Below are 16,872 nucleotides of genomic sequence, written 5' to 3'. Positions count from 1 at the left end.
ATAAAAACAGCATTATCCTTTACCGGAAATTATATCTAACTGACTCAACCACTTAGTTAAAAATTGCAAAAAATAGTTTTTTAAATTTCGCCGAACAGGCTAAATTTATAATGGGACACACAAAGGAACCACACAATGAATATCCAAAATAATATTGAAAAGAAGTTGCTATCGCATTTCAATCCGGCGCATTTAGAAGTGATCAACGAAAGTTTTATGCATAACGTGCCCAAAGGGTCCGAGACTCACTTTAAAGTGGTTCTTGTCACCCCAGAGTTTGCGGGTAAGCGTTTAATCAATCGTCATAGAGCGGTCAATGCGGTACTCAAAGAAGAGTTAGCTGAGCAGATCCACGCCCTTGCATTACATACTTACACCGGGGAAGAGTGGCAAAACTTGTACGGTAACTCGCCAGACTCTCCTAATTGTTTAGGTGGGATGAAGCAGGCCGTATCCTAATACTGACTGCAGCAAAGAGTGCCACTTTTTTTGAGGCACTCTAATACTTGTTTTTAGCCATATATGTGAACGACTATTGCTACTGATACACATGTCTGGCTCGTTGAATTTGCTCGCACAAGGTTTGCACTTCGCTCAATACTCGAGTGGTCATCCGAAATAATTTATCTGCGTCAGGTTGAAAAATAAGATTATGCTGAACCGCGGGTAAAAACGTAAATTTCTGCCAATCATAAAGCCTGCTGGCTAACTGCTTAGTCGATTTAGGTTGAATAATGGCTTGAGGTGATTTGCTAATGACTTGCTCAAGTGACACTGACGGATAATCGTTATCTAACCCAGCAAAAATGTTCTTTGCTCCACAAATGTCTAAATGCTGTTGGGGCCATGCGTTACCGGCAATGGTTTGCAGCGGCGCTGGCCAAATTTCGAAAAATACGTCAACTGGTGTTTGATTGGCAAATTGGTGCCGTAAGTTTGTCAGTTGGGCTAGGTATGTGTCGGCGCGATGCTGTGCAAGGGGGTGCCTTCCGGTGAGATCACCGAATAACAACAACTCTTGAGCAATATCCTCTAACTTTTTTGGGTCAGAATAAACCACTAGGATGCCAAATTGCTCCAATCGAGCTAGGTCTTCCAACGGATTTCCACTTTTCCAGGCTACTACAAGGTCGGGGTTTAACTGCAGAATTTTTTCGATTTGTAATCGACTATGATCACCCACACGTGGCAATGTTTTGGCTTGTTCCGGGTAATCTGCGTATGAACCTGTGGCGATGATTTGTTCACCGGCTCCGATATCAAACAACAGTTCCACAATATGGGGAGCTAAGGCGATGATTTTTAGTTTTTGTTTATCGGTTTGTTTTACTTTTTCAGTGGCCTGTGCGGCTGCGCAATTGGCGCATGAGAATACTAGAACAGCAAATCCCCACAGCCAATAGACCAGCATATTTTTGAGAATAGGCAAAGGCATCATTAACGTCCTTGGTTTTTTTGTAGGGCAAATAAGAAAAATAGGCTGCCGATTGCTGAAGTAATTATGCCAATGGGGATTTCTTGATTTTCGACTATCACCCTGGCAACAACATCAATCCAAATTAAAAAGCTACCGCCAATTAACACACAACCCACTATTAAATTTCTACTTGTCACCCCAAACCAACCTCTGACGATATGCGGGATCATCAACCCCACAAAGCCAATGCCACCACAATATGCGACTATGCACGATGTTAGCGCCGCGCAAATGACTAATACCAGTAAACGCAACGAATCAACTTTTATCCCCAAAGTTTGGGCATTTTCATCACCTAATAACATTGCATCCATATGACGGCCAAAAAGCCAAAGCAGTATGACACTGATAGAAACCATTGGAAGCATGATCCAAACGAACCACATTTGTGAATTAGCTAAGCTTCCAAGTAACCAAAAAATCACTTTATTAGCAGCAAAAGGTTCTGCCATAAACAATAAAAAATGACTCAGCGCACTTAACATAAATGACACGGCTACACCTGCTAACAGCAAGTGCTCTGTACGATTTCCAAATAGCTTTCGAGATAAAATTTGTACAATAGTAACGGCTAAAAATGCCCCTAAAAACGCTGCTAAGGGGAGTGCATAGGTAAAGGGGATTTGTGCCAAGAATGCAAAAGCTGGAGAGAATGAAGCTAAGCTGCCGTTAAATAGTAAAGTCGCAATGCTTGCACCTAATCCCGCCCCAGATACTACCCCGAACAAATATGGGTCGGCTAATGGATTCCGATAGACATTTTGCAAAGTCGCCCCTGCTACTGCTAATCCTGCTCCCACTAAAAATCCCACCAAAACGCGAGGTAAGCGAACTTGCCAGAAAATAACCTCGTCAATACTCCCTGCACAGTTGTTCGCCATGCAAGCTAATACGGTGCGCAAATCTAACTCTGCCGCACCAAAAAATAATCCACAAAATATACTCAGAAAACTAATGCAGACCAGTGCCGCCCATTTCCCCTTAGACATCGGCTATACCTATTTCGATGTTTTTATCCAAGCCATCAATTTCAGGCGGGCAGAACTCGATTCTTATTTTGTTATTAGTGGGCCTTTCGATAATCTGGCATGGGGTTTTGAAAACGTGTTGCAGTCGATCTTCGGTGAATACCGCTTTTGGCGGCCCGAAGGCTAACATCTGTCCTTGGGTAAGTAAGCAAACTTTATCGCAATAATCCGCAGCATGATTTAAATCATGTAAGCTCATTATTATTGTTACCTTGTTTTGTTTCGCTATTTTGCGTAATAAAGATAATATTTGATGCTCGTAAAACACATCTAGATGATTTATTGGCTCATCTAAAACGAATAATCCCGCTCCTTGCACTAAGGCTCTGGCTATTTGCCCTCGCTGCTGTTCCCCACCAGAGAGAGAACTAAATAATCGATGGCGCTTTTCAGTCAAACCAACTTGCGCAATTGCCGTTGAAACCTTTTGGTTATGTTCAGGTGATACTTTAGAAAATATGGACTGGTGGGGAAGTAAGCCCATACTAACTATTTGTTCAAGGTTGAGGTTAAAGACACTATTATTGAACTGATTTACAACAGCAATTTGTTTCGCTCGGCTATTTGCCGTGAAACTTTCAACAGGGGTCGAGCGCCAAAACACCTGCTGTTTTGAGGGATATTGGCCAGATATTAACTTTAGCAATGTCGTTTTACCCGCACCATTGGGGCCAACCACGGCAATGATAGCTCCTTCATCTGCCTGAAATTGAATATCAGAGAGTATCTGCGTGTCATCAATATTGTAATTGAGGTGCTGTAGTTTGAGCATGGCTGTAACGGACTTTCCCATTCATCTGAATCAGTACTGATTTAACCGTACTATTTTATTTTTATGCTGGTACACAGCGTATTTATACATTTGGTGTTTAACATTGTTGATCGGAGGGAAGTCGCAATGAAGTGATTACGCAAGCCAATCGTGAATTCCCGCACGCTAGAAACAATATAATTTAAGATTAGGCTGGTATCTGACTTATGGTTGGCAATATTGCCACCAATTACAGTTGCGGGTACAGTTTTGGATTCACACCAAATTCCCATTTTATTTCCACTCGACTACAGGAAACAAAACTACCCCTTGTCTAATTAAAGTGGAAAACCGAATCTAATATATAGCCAAAATATAGCAATCTTTACGCTTGCACCCTAGCGTTATTTCTTAAAAAAACGTGTAATATCGTACAAATAGAATAATTAGATAGGTGCATGGAAATGTTTAACGCCGCAGCACTCTCGCGGAATATTGACGTTTTTAACGATAATATAAGCAAACTAGTTAGCTGGTTCACGTTGTTTATGGCACTCATTACACTGCTTATTGTGGTGCTACGGTACGGCTTTGATATTGGCTGGATTGCGATGCAGGAATCGGTGATGTATCTACATGCCTGTGTGTTTTTGTTGGGTAGTGCCCACACACTTCGTGTTAATGAGCACGTTAGAGTCGACATCTTTTACAGTAAATTCGATGGCACTAAAAAAGCAAAAATCGATACCTTTGGCACCTTATTTTTTATGCTACCGGTGAACATTTTTATCTTTATTGTCTGTTGGGATTATGTGGCTTCGTCATGGGCTATTATGGAAGACTCACAGGCTGCAGGGGGCTTACCCGCAGTGTTTTTGCTTAAAACCTTCATTTTATTGTTTGCTGCCCTGATGATTTTGCAAGGGGTCTCAGAACTGATCCGCAATATGCATGTCTGGTTACATCAATCTAATACCGTGGTTAGTGAGGATAAGTAATGGAATACCTCTCTTTGGTTATGTTTTTAATTGTTTGTTTAACCTTATTATTGGGTTATCCGGTGGCATACACTTTGGCGGGTACGGCTTTAATTTTTGCTGGGGTCGGGGCGTTGTTTGGGGTTTTCGATACGGCCTATCTCCATGCTGTACCTAGTCGACTTTACGGTATAGTGACTAATCAAACCTTGATAGCTGTGCCACTGTTTGTCTTTATGGGCGTTATGTTAGAAAAGTCAAAAGTGGCTGAAAATTTACTGGTTGCCATGGCGCAGGTCTTCGGTCGGTTAAAATCTGGCTTGGCGATCTCGGTGGTTTTGGTTGGCATGTTGTTAGCAGCAAGTACGGGTATCGTCGGTGCAACCGTGGTTACCATGGGATTATTGTCGTTGCCAACAATGTTAAAACAAGGGTATTCGCCCTCATTCGCCACTGGCGCTATTTGTGCAACTGGCACCCTAGGACAAATCATCCCTCCTTCCATTGCGTTGGTTTTGTTAGGTGACGTGTTATCAAGTGCGTTTCAACAAGCGCAACTGAATATGGGAATTTTCTCACCCGAGTCTGTATCTGTGGGAGATTTGTTTATTGGGGCTTTAGTCCCAGGCATGATGTTGGTCGCAATGTACTTACTTTATGTGGTGTTATTTGCCAATCGACACATAGATAAAGCCATGGGTGATGAGCACCGTGAAACACAGGCTTCCATTTCTTTAGCAGGGGCCTTGTTACCGCCACTTATTCTTATCTTCGTAGTGTTAGGCTCTATTTTAGGCGGCTTTGCTACTCCCACAGAGGCTGCAGGCGTGGGCGCTGCTGGCGCCCTAGTGTTGGGATTGGTGCAAAGGCAAGTCGATTGGGACAAATTAAGAGAAGTCATGTTAAGTACGACCCGCGTAACTGCCATGATATTTTTAATTCTCATTGGCGCTTCTATATTTTCCTTGGTATTTCGAGGCTTTGGTGGTGAAGAACTGATTGAGCATTTTTTTGAACAGCTTCCCGGCGGTACTTTTAGCGCTGTTTTAGTGGTAATGGTGGTCATCTTTTTATTGGGTTTCATTCTTGATTTTATTGAAATTACCTTTGTTGTTGTGCCCATAGTTGCCCCTGTTTTGCTGGCTATGGGGGTAGACCCAATCTGGTTGGGGATAATGATTGCGGTGAATCTGCAAACGTCATTTTTGACGCCACCCTTTGGCTTTGCGTTGTTTTATTTGCGTGGTGTTGCACCGGCAAATGTTCAGACCACTCAAATATATAAAGGCGTGATACCCTTCATTATTATTCAATTGCTCTTACTAATAGGCTTGGCTATTTGGCCGGATCTGGTAACGTGGCTGCCTTCTACACTGTGACCCTAATGGATTTAATTAAATGAAAACCTTAACGTTTATATCCTTGTTTGTTAGCATCATTGTACTTACTTCCTGCGGCGGTAAGACATCAACCGATTCTAGTGCCACTGCATCTCAGCAGAGCTATCAATGGAAATTAGTGACTTCCTGGCCGAAAAATTTTCCGGGGCTAGGCCGCGCCCCTGAGACGTTTGCGGAAAACGTCGAACGTATGTCTAACGGACGGTTAAAGATCAAAGTCTTCGGCGCAGGTCAAATGGTTCCTGGGTTTGAAGTGTTCGACACTGTCTCTAGTGGCGCAGCTGAAATGGGTCATTCAGGTTCTTATTATTGGAAAGGTAAAGCGCCCGCAGCACAAATTTTTACGGCTATTCCCTTTGGTATGAATGCCACTGAGTTCAATGCTTGGTTGCACTATGGTGGTGGTTTAGAAATGTGGCGTGAACTCTATGCCCCCTTTAATTTGATTCCTTTTGCTGGTGGCAATACCGGAGTGCAAAGTGCAGGGTGGTTTAAAAAAGAAATTAATAGCGTTGACGATTTACAAGGTCTTAAAATGCGTATCCCAGGATTAGGGGCTGAAGTCCTTAAAAAGCTTGGTGGGATCCCCGTTGCCTTGACTGGGGGCGAGTTGTTTACCGCTTTGCAATCTGGTGCCATTGACGCCACCGAATGGGTTGGCCCTTACAACGATTTATCTTTCGGTCTATACAAGGCGGCGAAGTATTACTATCACACGGGTTGGCATGAGCCTGGTGCGAGTTTGGAATTTATCGTCAATAAAACGGCCTATGAATCCTTGCCTGAAGATTTGCAGGCGATAGTTGAGGTTGCTGCCAGAGCGGTAAATCAAGATATGTGGGACGAATATACCGCCGCCAATAATGATGCTGTGGGAGCCCTAGTGGAAACTCACGGTGTTGATATGCGCCCCTTGCCAAAGGATGTGGTTGCCGCTTTACATGCCGCCAGCATTGAAGTGATGCAAGAACAGTCTGCTGCGGACCCAACATTTGCTAAAATTTACGCTTCATATCAAAAATTCCAAGAAGATGTTTCTAAATATCATCAAATCTCCGAAATGGAATATTATAATAATCGACAAGAATGAAAATAAATTAGCTGTTCAGATTTGTTGTTGTGGCAATGGCCCTTACAATAGAAGATTATCGAGTAAAAGCTATATTTGAGCCTTTTAAAAATCTCGTTTGAGAATAGATTGTGATAGTTAACCGGCTGTTTGAAATGTTCGGAAAATTTTTGAGGAAAATAGATTATGGTAATTAAGCCTAAAGTACGTGGCTTTATCTGCACTAACGCTCATCCCGTTGGTTGTGCTGCGAGTGTTGAAGAACAAATCGAATATGTTAAAAGTCAGGGAGATTTAGGCGAGGGGCCGAAGAATGTTCTGGTCTTAGGTTGTTCCACAGGCTACGGTCTGGCATCTCGTATCGTGTCCACTTTCGGCTATGGGGCAAATACCCTTGGTGTGTGTTTTGAAAAGCCACCAACGGAGAGAAAAACCGGCACCGCAGGCTGGTATAATACGGCCGCATTTCATCAACAAGCTAAAGACGCTGGTGTCTATGCTCAAACCATTAATGGCGATGCGTTCTCCAATGAAATCAAACAACAAGTGATTGAAACCCTTAAAGCTGATATGGGCAAGGTTGACTTAGTTATTTATAGTTTGGCATCTCCTCGCAGAACCGATCCTGAAACCGGTGAAGTGTATAAGTCTACCCTTAAACCTGTGGGGCAAAATTATAAAACCAAAACCTACGATACCGATAAGGATCTGATCCACGAAGTGGAATTAGAAGCGGCGAATGAAGACGAAATCGCCAACACTATCAAAGTGATGGGGGGGGAAGATTGGGAGCTTTGGCTAAATGCGTTAGCTGATGCTGATTTATTGGCAGAAAATTGCAAAACTACCGCTTACACCTATATTGGCAAAGAGTTAACTTGGCCAATCTATGGTCAGGCTACTATCGGTAAAGCCAAAGAAGACCTGGATCGCGCTGCAAGTGAAATTATAAAGCAACATAGCGACAAAAATGTTTCGGCTTACGTTTCTTCCTTGAAGGCGCTAGTAACCCAAGCAAGCTCAGCAATCCCTGTGATGCCTTTGTACATATCATTAATTTACAAAGTGATGAAACAGGAAGGTACCCACGAAGGCTGTATCGAACAAATTACCGGTTTGTTCCAGCAAAAGTTGTTAGTCGAGTCTCCTGAAACTGACGAAGCTAATCGACTTCGCATGGACGGAAAAGAAACTAATGAAGCCACTCAGGCTGTGATTAAAGGTTTGTGGGATCAAGTTACCCAAGAAAATTTTCATGAATTGAGTGATTATGCTGGCTATCACCACGAGTTCTTAAAGCTGTTTGGTTTTGACATTGATGGTGTGGATTACGAGCAGGATATCGATCCACTAGTTAAATGGTAAACGTTTACTAGATTTTTTTAAACTAGACTTTGAACCCTAATTTACCTTTGCGTGTTAGGGTTTTTAACTTTTTGGTGGATACTTAAAAAAATTAAGTGCTGTTCATAAAATGCACTATATTTAGAAAAACCCTAAATATTACACGGAAAATTCTTATTTAACCGTAAATTGCGTAGCGTAAACCGGTGGATTAATGCTAAAATTCCGGAGTTTACTGACATGAGTTTCTTTAAATAGTTCATAATTAACTCATTTGCTCAATCATTCTCTTGCGAGGTGTGGACCAATACAGAAGTGATTCTGTGTTCACCTGGTTAAGGATTCACACTCAACAAAAGACAAAAATAGTAGATAAGTAAGATCACCTTTGAGTTTTCAAGCGAAACTGCGGATGTCGTCATTTTTCGCATTTACTAAGTAGAATTCAAAATTGATATTTCTTTCACTTTAATTTTATTTTTACAAGACTGCGGTTGCATATGATAAAAATCAAGCAAGGGTTAGACCTTCCTATTAAGGGGGCACCTAACCAAACAATTCAAAACGGCCCAAGCATCACACGCGTGGCTGTATTGGGGGAAGAATATGTTGGCATGCGTCCTACCATGTTTGTTCAGGTAGACGATGTAGTTAAGAAAGGTCAGGCTCTTTTTGAAGATAAAAAGAATCCTGGTGTTCTCTTTACTGCGCCAGCAGCGGGCAAGGTAGTTGAAGTTAATCGCGGGGCAAAACGTGTTTTGCAATCTGTGGTTATTGAACTAGCTGGCGATGAACATGAAACCTTCGACAAATATGATGCAGGGCAATTGAGTTCAATGCCTCGCGAAAAAGTTGAAGAGAATTTGGTTAAGTCAGGTTTGTGGGTTGCTTTAAAAACACGACCTTACAGCAAAGTACCTGCACTGGGTAGTGAGCCAAAGTCAATTTTTGTCACAGCTATGGACACCAACCCATTGGCTGCCGATCCTCAAGTGGTGATTGCCCAGCGTAAAGCTGACTTTGAAAACGGTTTAGCTGTTTTGAAGCAACTTACTACAGGTTCGGTTTATGTGTGTAAGGCTCCAGGTGCTGACATTCCTACTGGTTCAACTACGGTTGAAGTGGAAGAGTTTGCAGGCCCTCATCCTGCAGGCTTAGCTGGCACGCATATCCACTTTTTAGATGCTGTTGGTGCGAATAAAACAGTTTGGTCAATTAACTATCAAGATGTCATGGCGTTCGGCGCCTTGTTTACCTCTGGTGAGTTAAATAACCAGCGTGTTATCGCATTAGGTGGCCCTGCTGCGAAGAATCCTCGTTTGCTCAGCACTATTCTTGGTGCCGATACTGCGCAATTAACTGCAGGTGAAGCTGAAGGCGATGATGTTCGGGTAATTTCAGGCTCAGTGCTAATGGGTACAAATGCCCATGGTGTTCATGGTTTCTTGGGGCGTTATCACACCCAGATTTCATTATTACCTGAAGGTCATGAGAAAAAGTTCTTAGGATGGTTAGCGCCAGGCGGTGACATGCATTCTGTTACTCGTGCTTATCTTGGACACTTGTCACCTAAAAAACTATTTAATATGACAACGTCTACTAACGGTTCTGATCGTTCTATGGTGCCAATTGGTAACTATGAGCGCATTATGCCGTTAGATATTTTACCAACTTTGTTGCTTCGTGACATTATATCTGGCGATACCGATAGTGCACAAACACTAGGTTGCTTAGAACTTGACGAAGAAGATTTGGCGTTGTGTACGTATGTTTGTCCGGGTAAATACAACTACGGACCTATTCTACGTGACTGTCTCACCACCATTGAGAAAGAGGGTTAAGTCATGGGATTAAAAGCCTATTTAGAAAAAATAGAACCGAATTTCGAAGCCGGTGGTAAATATGAAAAGTTTTATGCGCTTTACGAAGCTGCAGCAACTATTTTTTACACACCCGGTAAAGTAAATAAAGCATCCACTCATGTGCGTGACAGCATTGATCTTAAGCGCATCATGATCATGGTGTGGATGGCAACGTTTCCAGCTATGTTTTACGGTATGTATAATGTAGGTGCGCAAGCTCATGATGCTCTAATAATGGGCGCAGGCACTTTGCCTGACATTTGGCAGGCCAACTTGTTTACCGCCCTAGGTGGACAAATTGGTGTTGAAGGCACAGGCTGGTTAGGCATGATGTCTTACGGCGCGTGTTTCTTCCTTCCTATTTACGCTACCGTCTTTGTTGTAGGTGGTTTTTGGGAAGTACTCTTCGCTTCAGTGCGTAAGCACGAAATAAACGAAGGTTTCTTCGTTACATCAGTACTCTTTGCATTAACCTTACCTGCAACTATTCCGTTATGGCAAGTTGCTTTAGGTATCACCTTCGGTGTTGTGATTGCAAAAGAAGTATTTGGTGGAACGGGTCGTAACTTCCTTAACCCAGCGTTGTCTGGACGTGCTTTCTTATACTTTGCCTATCCAGGGCAAATCTCAGGTGACCAAATATGGGTGGCTGCAGATGGCTATTCTGGCGCGACTTGGTTGAGTAAAGCAGCTTCTGGTGAAATGGACTATACCAATATGGAACTGTGGTGGAATTCCTTCTTTGGAAACATCCCAGGTTCAGTGGGTGAGGTATCTACCCTTGCGATTATGCTTGGCGGACTCTTCATTATATATATGCGCATCGCTTCTTGGCGTATTGTTTTGGGTGTGCTGTTAGGTGTTGCATTCTTTGCTTCCTTGTTGAACTTTGTCGACAGCAGTACTAACCCAATGTTTGCTATGCCGTGGTATTGGCATATGGTAACAGGTGGCTTGGCATTTGGTATGTTCTTCATGGCAACCGATCCCGTATCAGCCTCTTTCACAAACAAAGCTAAATGGGCATATGGTTTCTTAATTGGGTTTATGACGGTGATGATTCGTGTTCTCAACCCTGCTTTCCCTGAAGGGGTTATGCTAGCCATATTATTTGCAAATTTATGGGCGCCACTATTCGATTATTTCGTGGCTCAAAGTAATATCAAGCGGAGGGTTGCTCGTGTCGGATAAGAAAAAAGAAACCTTAGGCGGAACTATCGGTGTTGTTGTTGCCGTATGTTTGGTTTGCTCTGTTGTCGTTTCTGGTGCAGCAGTAGGCTTGCGTGAAATGCAACAAACCAATGCTGCTAATGATAAGCGCAGCAATATATTACAAGCCGCTGGTCTAGAAACCACTGCTGAGTGTGACGTACCTTGTACCTTTAACAAGTTCGTAACCGAACGTTTTGTTGATTTAGAAACCGGTGAGTATGTAGAAGTTGAAGAAGACTTCGATATGTATAAAGCGGCTAAAGAAGACAAGTACAGCGTTAAGGTCGAGAACAGCAACGTTGGTTTTCAACGTCGCTCGAGTGTTGCAAGTGTTTACCTGATCAAAAATGAAGGCAATGAAGTCTCTCGTATCGTTTTACCTGTTCACGGTTCAGGATTATGGGATTTGATGTACGGTTTCCTAGCAATTGATGCTGATGGTAATACCGTTCGTGAGTTGGTTTATTATCAGCAAAAAGAAACCCCTGGACTTGGCGGTGAAGTGCAAAACCCGAGCTGGAAAGCGAAATGGGATGGCAAGAAATTGTTTAAAGATGGTGATGTAGCAATTCAGGTTAAGAAGAACGCAGGGTCGAATAACGATTATGCGGTTGATGCACTATCAGGTGCAACTTTAACCAGTAATGGTGTGCAGAATACATTGACATATTGGTTGGGTGAGAATGGTTTTGGACCTTACCTTAAAAATCAGACTTGGAAATCATAGGGCGAAGCACAATGGCTGAAACTAAAGAAATGAAAAAGGTGCTGTTCGGACCCATTCTGGACAACAACCCCATCGCATTGCAAGTGTTAGGTGTTTGTTCTGCACTTGCGATTACAACTAAATTAGAAACCGCGTTGGTTATGGCATTAGCTCTAACTTCTGTAACGGCGTTTTCTAACTTATTTATCTCTCTAATTCGTAAGCAGATCCCTTCAAGCGTACGTATTATTATTCAAATGACGATCATTGCCTCTTTGGTAATTGTTGTTGACCAAATTCTAAAAGCGGTCGCATACGACATAGCTAAAGAGTTATCCGTATTCGTTGGTTTGATTATTACCAACTGTATCGTAATGGGTCGGGCAGAGGCTTATGCCATGAAGAGTCCACCTTTTATGAGTTTCCTTGACGGTATCGGCAATGGTTTGGGTTACTCTTTTGTCCTCATCGTTATTGGCACCATTAAAGAACTATTTGGTTTCGGTACAATTCTCGGATTTGAGATTTTACCATTGGTTCAAAACGATGGTTGGTATCAGGGTAACGGTTTGTTGATTTTACCTTTCAGTTCATTCATTTTGATTGGTGGCTTGATTTGGTTTATCCGAACTATTCGTCCTGAACAAGTCGAACCTAAGGAGTAAGACATGGAACATTATTTAAGTCTTTTTGTTAAGTCTGTCTTCATTGAAAACATGGCATTGTCCCTGTTCTTAGGTATGTGTACTTTCTTAGCGGTATCTAAAAAAGTTAAAACTGCTATGGGACTTGGTGTTGCGGTAATCGTTGTACTCGGTATTTCGGTACCCGTTAACCAAGTTATTTACGTGAATATTCTTGCTCCTGGCGCACTTGCTTGGGCAGGTTTTCCTGATGCAGATTTGAGCTTCTTAAACTTCTTAACCTTTATCGGTGTTATTGCAGCATTAGTTCAGATTCTAGAAATGAGTTTGGATAAGTTTTTCCCAGCGTTATACAACGCGCTAGGTATCTTTTTACCGTTAATTACCGTTAACTGTGCCATCTTTGGTGGTGTAGCTTTCGCCGTGCAACGTGAATACAACTTCACTGAAAGTGTGGTTTACGGTATTGGTAGTGGTGCAGGTTGGGCAATAGCTATTACCCTACTGGCAGCGGTACGTGAAAAATTAAAATATGCTGATATGCCTGAAGGCATACGTGGATTAGGCTCTGTGTTTATGATTGCAGGTCTTATGGCATTAGGTTTCCAGTCGTTCACTGGCGTAGCCCTTTAAGCGAAGACACTAAGGAGTATTTGTAAATGAATCCAAATGAAATTTACCTTGGTGTAGGTATGTTTATTGCCATTGTTTTGGCACTCGTACTTATCATCATGTTCGCAAAGTCTAAGCTTGTTCCATCAGGCGACGTGACTATTACAATTAATGGTGACCCAGATAAAGCCATTACGGCTTCACCTGGCGGAAAACTATTAGGCGCTTTGGCTGATTCAGGTATTTTTGTATCGTCTGCCTGTGGTGGCGGTGGCTCTTGTGGTCAGTGCCGGGTTGACATCAAATCGGGCGGTGGTGAAATTCTGCCTACTGAACTTGATCATATAAGTAAGCGCGAAGCGAAAGAAGGTTGCCGTCTATCTTGTCAGGTTGCGATTAAGCAAGACATGGATATTGAATTGCCAGAAGAAGTCTTTGGTATTAAGAAATGGGATTGTGAAGTTATTTCTAACGATAACAAAGCAACTTTCATCAAAGAACTTAAGTTAGCAGTGCCAGATGGTGAAAGTGTACCTTTCCGTGCCGGTGGTTATATTCAAATTGAAGCTCCACCTCACCATGTTAAATATAAAGATTACGACATTCCTGACGAGTATAAGCCTGACTGGGAACGTTTTGGTTTCTTCGATATTGAGTCTAAAGTTGATGAAGAGACTATCCGTGCTTATTCAATGGCTAATTATCCTGAAGAAGAAGGGATCATTATGTTGAATGTGCGTATCGCGACGCCTCCACCTAACAACCTAAGCTTACCTGCAGGTAAGATGTCTTCGTACATTTGGAGTTTGAAAGAAGGCGATAAAGCCACTATTTCTGGTCCATTTGGTGAGTTCTTCGCGAAAGACACTCAGGCTGAAATGGTATTTGTGGGTGGTGGAGCTGGAATGGCGCCTATGCGTTCTCACATTTTCGACCAATTACGCCGTCTTAAAACCGATCGTAAAATTACTTTCTGGTATGGTGCTCGTTCACTACGTGAAATGTTCTACGTAGAAGATTTTGATATGCTACAAAAAGAAAATGAAAACTTTAAGTGGCACGTAGCATTATCAGATCCACAACCAGAAGATAATTGGGAAGGTGATACCGGGTTTATCCATAATGTATTGCTTGAAAATTACCTAAAAGATCACCCTGCACCTGAAGATTGTGAGTTCTACATGTGTGGTCCTCCTATGATGAATGCAGCGGTCATCAATATGCTTAAAGAATTAGGCGTTGAAGACGAAAACATCATGTTAGATGACTTCGGTGGCTAATTTTTAAATGGAAATTTGTAGAGAGGGGCATTGATATGCCCCTTTTTTTTATGACCTATCAAAATATGTAAATGGCGTTTTAAATGAATAAATTAAAATCCCTTGGTCTACTGTTGTGTGTTGTAGCGGTCGTATTCCTTGTTTGGAAGTCACCTGAAAACTCCGGAGAGATTCATTTGTCTGGAGCTACTATGGGCACCAGTTATAACGTGAAAGTGTTATCTGCAAGCCGGATGGCACCAGAGGAGTTACAACAAAAAATCGATAATTTACTGGTGGATATTAATAAGTTGATGTCTACCTACGATCCAAATTCTGAATTATCGCGTTTCAATCAGCAACTAACGTCTGAACCTTTTGAGCTGTCACCAGCAACCGTCAAGGTAGTTAAGGAAGCGAAGCGGCTCGGTGAGGTGAGTTTTGGGGTGCTGGATGTTACCGTAGGCCCATTGGTCAATTTATGGGGCTTTGGGCCGGAAGCGAGACCGGATAAGATTCCCTCTCAACAAACCATTGATACGGTTAAAAGCAAAGTTGGCTTAAATAAGCTGGTCATTCAAGGTAATAGTTTGATCAAACTACAACCAGACTTGTACGTGGATTTATCAACCATTGCAAAAGGCTATGGCGTTGATGCAGTTGCTGAGTTATTGGAGTCTTATGGCTATAGTAACTATCTTGTGGAGATTGGCGGTGAGATGCGCGTAGCTGGGGTAAAAAGTAATGGCCAAGGCTGGCGCATAGCAGTAGAAAAGCCAGTTAACAATGAGCGCGCTGTGCAAACTATTTTAACTATTGGTAATAATGCGGTGGCCAGTTCAGGAGATTATCGTAATTACTTCGAACAAGATGGCATGCGTTACTCCCATTTAATTGATCCGCGAACCGGTTACCCTATTCAACATAACTTAGTTGCCGTAACAGTGGTGCATCCTTCTTCGATGACTGCGGATGGTCTGGCAACGGCGCTAAATGTGTTAGGTAAAGAAGAAGCGCTACGAGTTGCTGAACAGCATAATTTAGATGTGATGCTAATTACACGAGAAAATGGCGACTTTAAAGCGTATACTACAGGTAAGTTCGACGAGTATATTCACGCTGCAAATGAGCAGTAAATTAAATTGAAATAACTAGGATACATTGTGAGTACGTTTATTTTAGCCTTTGTGTTTTTTCTTGTTGTGGTACTAGCCATGGCTGTAGGTTACATATTTCAACAAAAAACGATTGCTGGTAGTTGTGGCGGATTAGGTGCTTTAGGTATTTCCAAAGCCTGTGACTGTCCAGAGCCTTGCGACCGTAAAAAAGCACGTTTAGAAAAAGAAGAGCTGCGCCAGAAAAAACTTGCTGAGTGGAAAGAAAACCAAATTCTATAGTCTCTATTGCCGATTTAAGCCAACAAGGTTGTACTGTTTTTGCAACCTTGTTCCTTCCACTGATTTGCCCCCTTATTTAACTGCTTTTGCTGAATATTACACTAGCGATCGAAAGTTTTTCATAAACTGCTGCAAAATAAATTACCTTTACTACACTTAATAAAAAGGTAAGCAGGGAAAGAAAAATGCCAAATGAAACTCCTATTGAACGCCGTCGCCGCATCGCTGCCCATACCGGTGTTACAAGTCTACGTACCGACTTTTTACATATCTGTAAAAAGCACCCTGATAGAATCGGTATTATTACCGAAGGTGATTCCTGGTTTGCCTATCCCAAGAAGTGGGTCGCATTTGGTGGTGATATAAACGTTATACATCACATTGAAAATGTGGTTTCTAGGACGGATAAAGTGAATTTGCTGCGGTTGGCTAGTAATGGTGACGAGGCGGTTAATATGATGTCTGGTCAGCAGAAGGCCGATTTAGCCTCAGTGATGGAGCAAACTGCTAAGTACGTGAAACTGATTCTTTTCTCTGGAGGCGGGAATGATATTGTCGGTAAACGTGATATGCCTATGATATTAAATCAATACCAAGAAGGCTTCACTGCTCAAGAGTGTATTCACGCGGAACGTTTTAATCGTAAAATGGATGCAATCATATTAGCGTTTGATCAACTCATTGATTTGCGAGATGAATATAATCCCGATGCAACTATTATCACGCATACTTACGATATTGCTAAACCGAGTAAAGATGGCGCTGAATTTTTTTGGGGGTTAATAAAAACCAAACCATGGATTTATCCTTATTTAATCGAAAAAAACATCCCGTTAGATCTACATCTACCTATAGTTGAAATTCTTCTAGGGACCCTCAAGACCCGGCTTCAGGCTTTGGCCAGTAGACCTGAACATTTAAATAAATTACTGGTTGTGGATACTCAGGGAATTTTGCGACCGGGTAATAAAACCGATTGGTTAAATGAAATTCATCCGACTGAATCGGGTTTTAAGAAAATTGCTAAACCTATTTATGCTCAGATGAAATCACTACTCCCAGGGCTTCCTGCTTTCAAATAGCTTGACCTGAAATTACCAATACTGTATAAAAAAACAGTTTTTGGTTTTGGTC

General features: G+C 42.1%; 17 protein-coding genes and 1 riboswitch. Of the genes, 14 read left to right on the top strand and 3 right to left on the bottom strand.

All coding sequences use genetic code 11. The annotated features are described in order from the left end of the window. Nucleotides 1-135: 135 nt before the first annotated feature. Nucleotides 136-459 (top strand): BolA family transcriptional regulator, encoded by a 324-nt coding sequence (locus Q4574_RS02875; protein ID WP_303471221.1) that lies wholly within the window; start codon nt 136-138, stop codon nt 457-459. A 79-nt stretch (nt 460-538) separates the two neighbouring features. Here Q4574_RS02875 and Q4574_RS02870 read toward each other — a convergent pair whose 3' ends face one another. The 3 genes from Q4574_RS02870 to Q4574_RS02860 are packed head-to-tail and all read right to left on the bottom strand — an operon-like array spanning nt 539 to nt 3,298. Continuing rightward, nucleotides 539-1,435 carry a cobalamin-binding protein gene (locus tag Q4574_RS02870; protein ID WP_303471218.1) on the bottom strand — a complete coding sequence of 299 codons (897 nt, stop codon included), beginning with the start codon at nt 1,433-1,435 and terminating at the stop codon, nt 539-541. 2 nt (nt 1,436-1,437) lie between these two features. Then, entirely contained in the window at nt 1,438-2,466 is a 1,029-nt protein-coding gene (locus tag Q4574_RS02865; protein WP_303471215.1) for an iron ABC transporter permease, read from the bottom strand. Continuing rightward, nucleotides 2,459-3,298 carry an ABC transporter ATP-binding protein gene (locus tag Q4574_RS02860; RefSeq protein WP_303471214.1) on the bottom strand — a complete coding sequence of 280 codons (840 nt, stop codon included), beginning with the start codon at nt 3,296-3,298 and terminating at the stop codon, nt 2,459-2,461. Before Q4574_RS02860 ends, Q4574_RS02865 begins: the two co-directional genes overlap by 8 nt. A 151-nt stretch (nt 3,299-3,449) precedes the next feature. Beyond that, nucleotides 3,450-3,594: riboswitch (cobalamin riboswitch) on the bottom strand. A gap of 126 nt (nt 3,595-3,720) precedes the next feature. Here Q4574_RS02860 and Q4574_RS02855 point away from each other — a divergent pair. From Q4574_RS02855 to Q4574_RS02795, 13 genes are all read left to right on the top strand, one after another. Continuing rightward, nucleotides 3,721-4,254, top strand: coding sequence for a TRAP transporter small permease subunit (locus Q4574_RS02855; protein ID WP_303471212.1), 534 nt, complete (start codon nt 3,721-3,723; stop codon nt 4,252-4,254). Beyond that, nucleotides 4,254-5,612: a TRAP transporter large permease subunit gene (locus tag Q4574_RS02850; RefSeq protein WP_303471209.1), complete on the top strand. Its 1,359-nt coding sequence runs from the start codon at nt 4,254-4,256 to the stop codon at nt 5,610-5,612. Before Q4574_RS02855 ends, Q4574_RS02850 begins: the two co-directional genes overlap by 1 nt. Nucleotides 5,613-5,631: 19 nt before the next feature. Further along, a complete protein-coding gene (locus Q4574_RS02845) occupies nt 5,632-6,723 on the top strand; it encodes a TRAP transporter substrate-binding protein (protein ID WP_303471207.1) in 1,092 nt (363 codons plus the stop codon). A gap of 165 nt (nt 6,724-6,888) precedes the next feature. Then, nucleotides 6,889-8,067 carry an enoyl-ACP reductase FabV gene (fabV, locus tag Q4574_RS02840; RefSeq protein WP_303471204.1) on the top strand — a complete coding sequence of 393 codons (1,179 nt, stop codon included), beginning with the start codon at nt 6,889-6,891 and terminating at the stop codon, nt 8,065-8,067. A gap of 479 nt (nt 8,068-8,546) precedes the next feature. Further along, nucleotides 8,547-9,887 carry a Na(+)-translocating NADH-quinone reductase subunit A gene (locus Q4574_RS02835; protein ID WP_303471202.1) on the top strand — a complete coding sequence of 447 codons (1,341 nt, stop codon included), beginning with the start codon at nt 8,547-8,549 and terminating at the stop codon, nt 9,885-9,887. 3 nt (nt 9,888-9,890) lie between these two features. After that, nucleotides 9,891-11,099, top strand: a complete 1,209-nt coding sequence (locus Q4574_RS02830) for an NADH:ubiquinone reductase (Na(+)-transporting) subunit B (RefSeq protein ID WP_303471200.1) — start codon at nt 9,891-9,893, stop codon at nt 11,097-11,099. After that, nucleotides 11,089-11,847, top strand: coding sequence for a Na(+)-translocating NADH-quinone reductase subunit C (locus Q4574_RS02825; protein ID WP_303471198.1), 759 nt, complete (start codon nt 11,089-11,091; stop codon nt 11,845-11,847). Before Q4574_RS02830 ends, Q4574_RS02825 begins: the two co-directional genes overlap by 11 nt. A gap of 11 nt (nt 11,848-11,858) precedes the next feature. Continuing rightward, nucleotides 11,859-12,491, top strand: a complete 633-nt coding sequence (locus Q4574_RS02820) for an NADH:ubiquinone reductase (Na(+)-transporting) subunit D (protein ID WP_303471196.1) — start codon at nt 11,859-11,861, stop codon at nt 12,489-12,491. 3 nt (nt 12,492-12,494) lie between these two features. Next, complete coding sequence (nqrE, locus tag Q4574_RS02815) at nt 12,495-13,103, top strand: NADH:ubiquinone reductase (Na(+)-transporting) subunit E (RefSeq protein ID WP_216048953.1); 609 nt, start codon at nt 12,495-12,497, stop codon at nt 13,101-13,103. Between the two features lie 26 nt (nt 13,104-13,129). Further along, nucleotides 13,130-14,362, top strand: coding sequence for an NADH:ubiquinone reductase (Na(+)-transporting) subunit F (gene nqrF, locus Q4574_RS02810; protein WP_303471192.1), 1,233 nt, complete (start codon nt 13,130-13,132; stop codon nt 14,360-14,362). Nucleotides 14,363-14,445: 83 nt separating this feature from the next. After that, nucleotides 14,446-15,477, top strand: coding sequence for an FAD:protein FMN transferase (locus Q4574_RS02805; protein ID WP_303471189.1), 1,032 nt, complete (start codon nt 14,446-14,448; stop codon nt 15,475-15,477). A 27-nt stretch (nt 15,478-15,504) separates the two neighbouring features. Beyond that, nucleotides 15,505-15,738 carry a (Na+)-NQR maturation NqrM gene (gene nqrM / locus Q4574_RS02800; protein WP_303471186.1) on the top strand — a complete coding sequence of 78 codons (234 nt, stop codon included), beginning with the start codon at nt 15,505-15,507 and terminating at the stop codon, nt 15,736-15,738. Nucleotides 15,739-15,923: 185 nt separating this feature from the next. After that, nucleotides 15,924-16,820, top strand: coding sequence for a hypothetical protein (locus tag Q4574_RS02795; protein ID WP_303471184.1), 897 nt, complete (start codon nt 15,924-15,926; stop codon nt 16,818-16,820). The last annotated feature ends 52 nt before the right edge of the window (nt 16,821-16,872 follow it).

The organism is Aliiglaciecola sp. 3_MG-2023 (assembly GCF_030548205.1).
Classification (GTDB): Bacteria; Pseudomonadota; Gammaproteobacteria; order Enterobacterales; family Alteromonadaceae; genus Aliiglaciecola.
The sequence above is the reverse complement of the archived record's forward strand: the minus strand, read 5'-3'. Positions and strand labels throughout refer to the sequence as shown.

Bases quoted from the DNA above. Each gene is read 5' to 3' on its own strand.
- Q4574_RS02875 (WP_303471221.1), top strand. From the start codon at position 136: ATGAATATCCAAAATAATATTGAAAAGAAGTTGCTATCGCATTTCAAT.
- Q4574_RS02870 (WP_303471218.1), bottom strand. From the start codon at position 1,435: ATGCCTTTGCCTATTCTCAAAAATATGCTGGTCTATTGGCTGTGGGGA.
- Q4574_RS02865 (WP_303471215.1), bottom strand. From the start codon at position 2,466: ATGTCTAAGGGGAAATGGGCGGCACTGGTCTGCATTAGTTTTCTGAGT.
- Q4574_RS02860 (WP_303471214.1), bottom strand. From the start codon at position 3,298: ATGGGAAAGTCCGTTACAGCCATGCTCAAACTACAGCACCTCAATTAC.
- Q4574_RS02855 (WP_303471212.1), top strand. From the start codon at position 3,721: ATGTTTAACGCCGCAGCACTCTCGCGGAATATTGACGTTTTTAACGAT.
- Q4574_RS02850 (WP_303471209.1), top strand. From the start codon at position 4,254: ATGGAATACCTCTCTTTGGTTATGTTTTTAATTGTTTGTTTAACCTTA.
- Q4574_RS02845 (WP_303471207.1), top strand. From the start codon at position 5,632: ATGAAAACCTTAACGTTTATATCCTTGTTTGTTAGCATCATTGTACTT.
- fabV (WP_303471204.1), top strand. From the start codon at position 6,889: ATGGTAATTAAGCCTAAAGTACGTGGCTTTATCTGCACTAACGCTCAT.
- Q4574_RS02835 (WP_303471202.1), top strand. From the start codon at position 8,547: ATGATAAAAATCAAGCAAGGGTTAGACCTTCCTATTAAGGGGGCACCT.
- Q4574_RS02830 (WP_303471200.1), top strand. From the start codon at position 9,891: ATGGGATTAAAAGCCTATTTAGAAAAAATAGAACCGAATTTCGAAGCC.
- Q4574_RS02820 (WP_303471196.1), top strand. From the start codon at position 11,859: ATGGCTGAAACTAAAGAAATGAAAAAGGTGCTGTTCGGACCCATTCTG.
- nqrE (WP_216048953.1), top strand. From the start codon at position 12,495: ATGGAACATTATTTAAGTCTTTTTGTTAAGTCTGTCTTCATTGAAAAC.
- nqrF (WP_303471192.1), top strand. From the start codon at position 13,130: ATGAATCCAAATGAAATTTACCTTGGTGTAGGTATGTTTATTGCCATT.
- Q4574_RS02805 (WP_303471189.1), top strand. From the start codon at position 14,446: ATGAATAAATTAAAATCCCTTGGTCTACTGTTGTGTGTTGTAGCGGTC.
- Q4574_RS02795 (WP_303471184.1), top strand. From the start codon at position 15,924: ATGCCAAATGAAACTCCTATTGAACGCCGTCGCCGCATCGCTGCCCAT.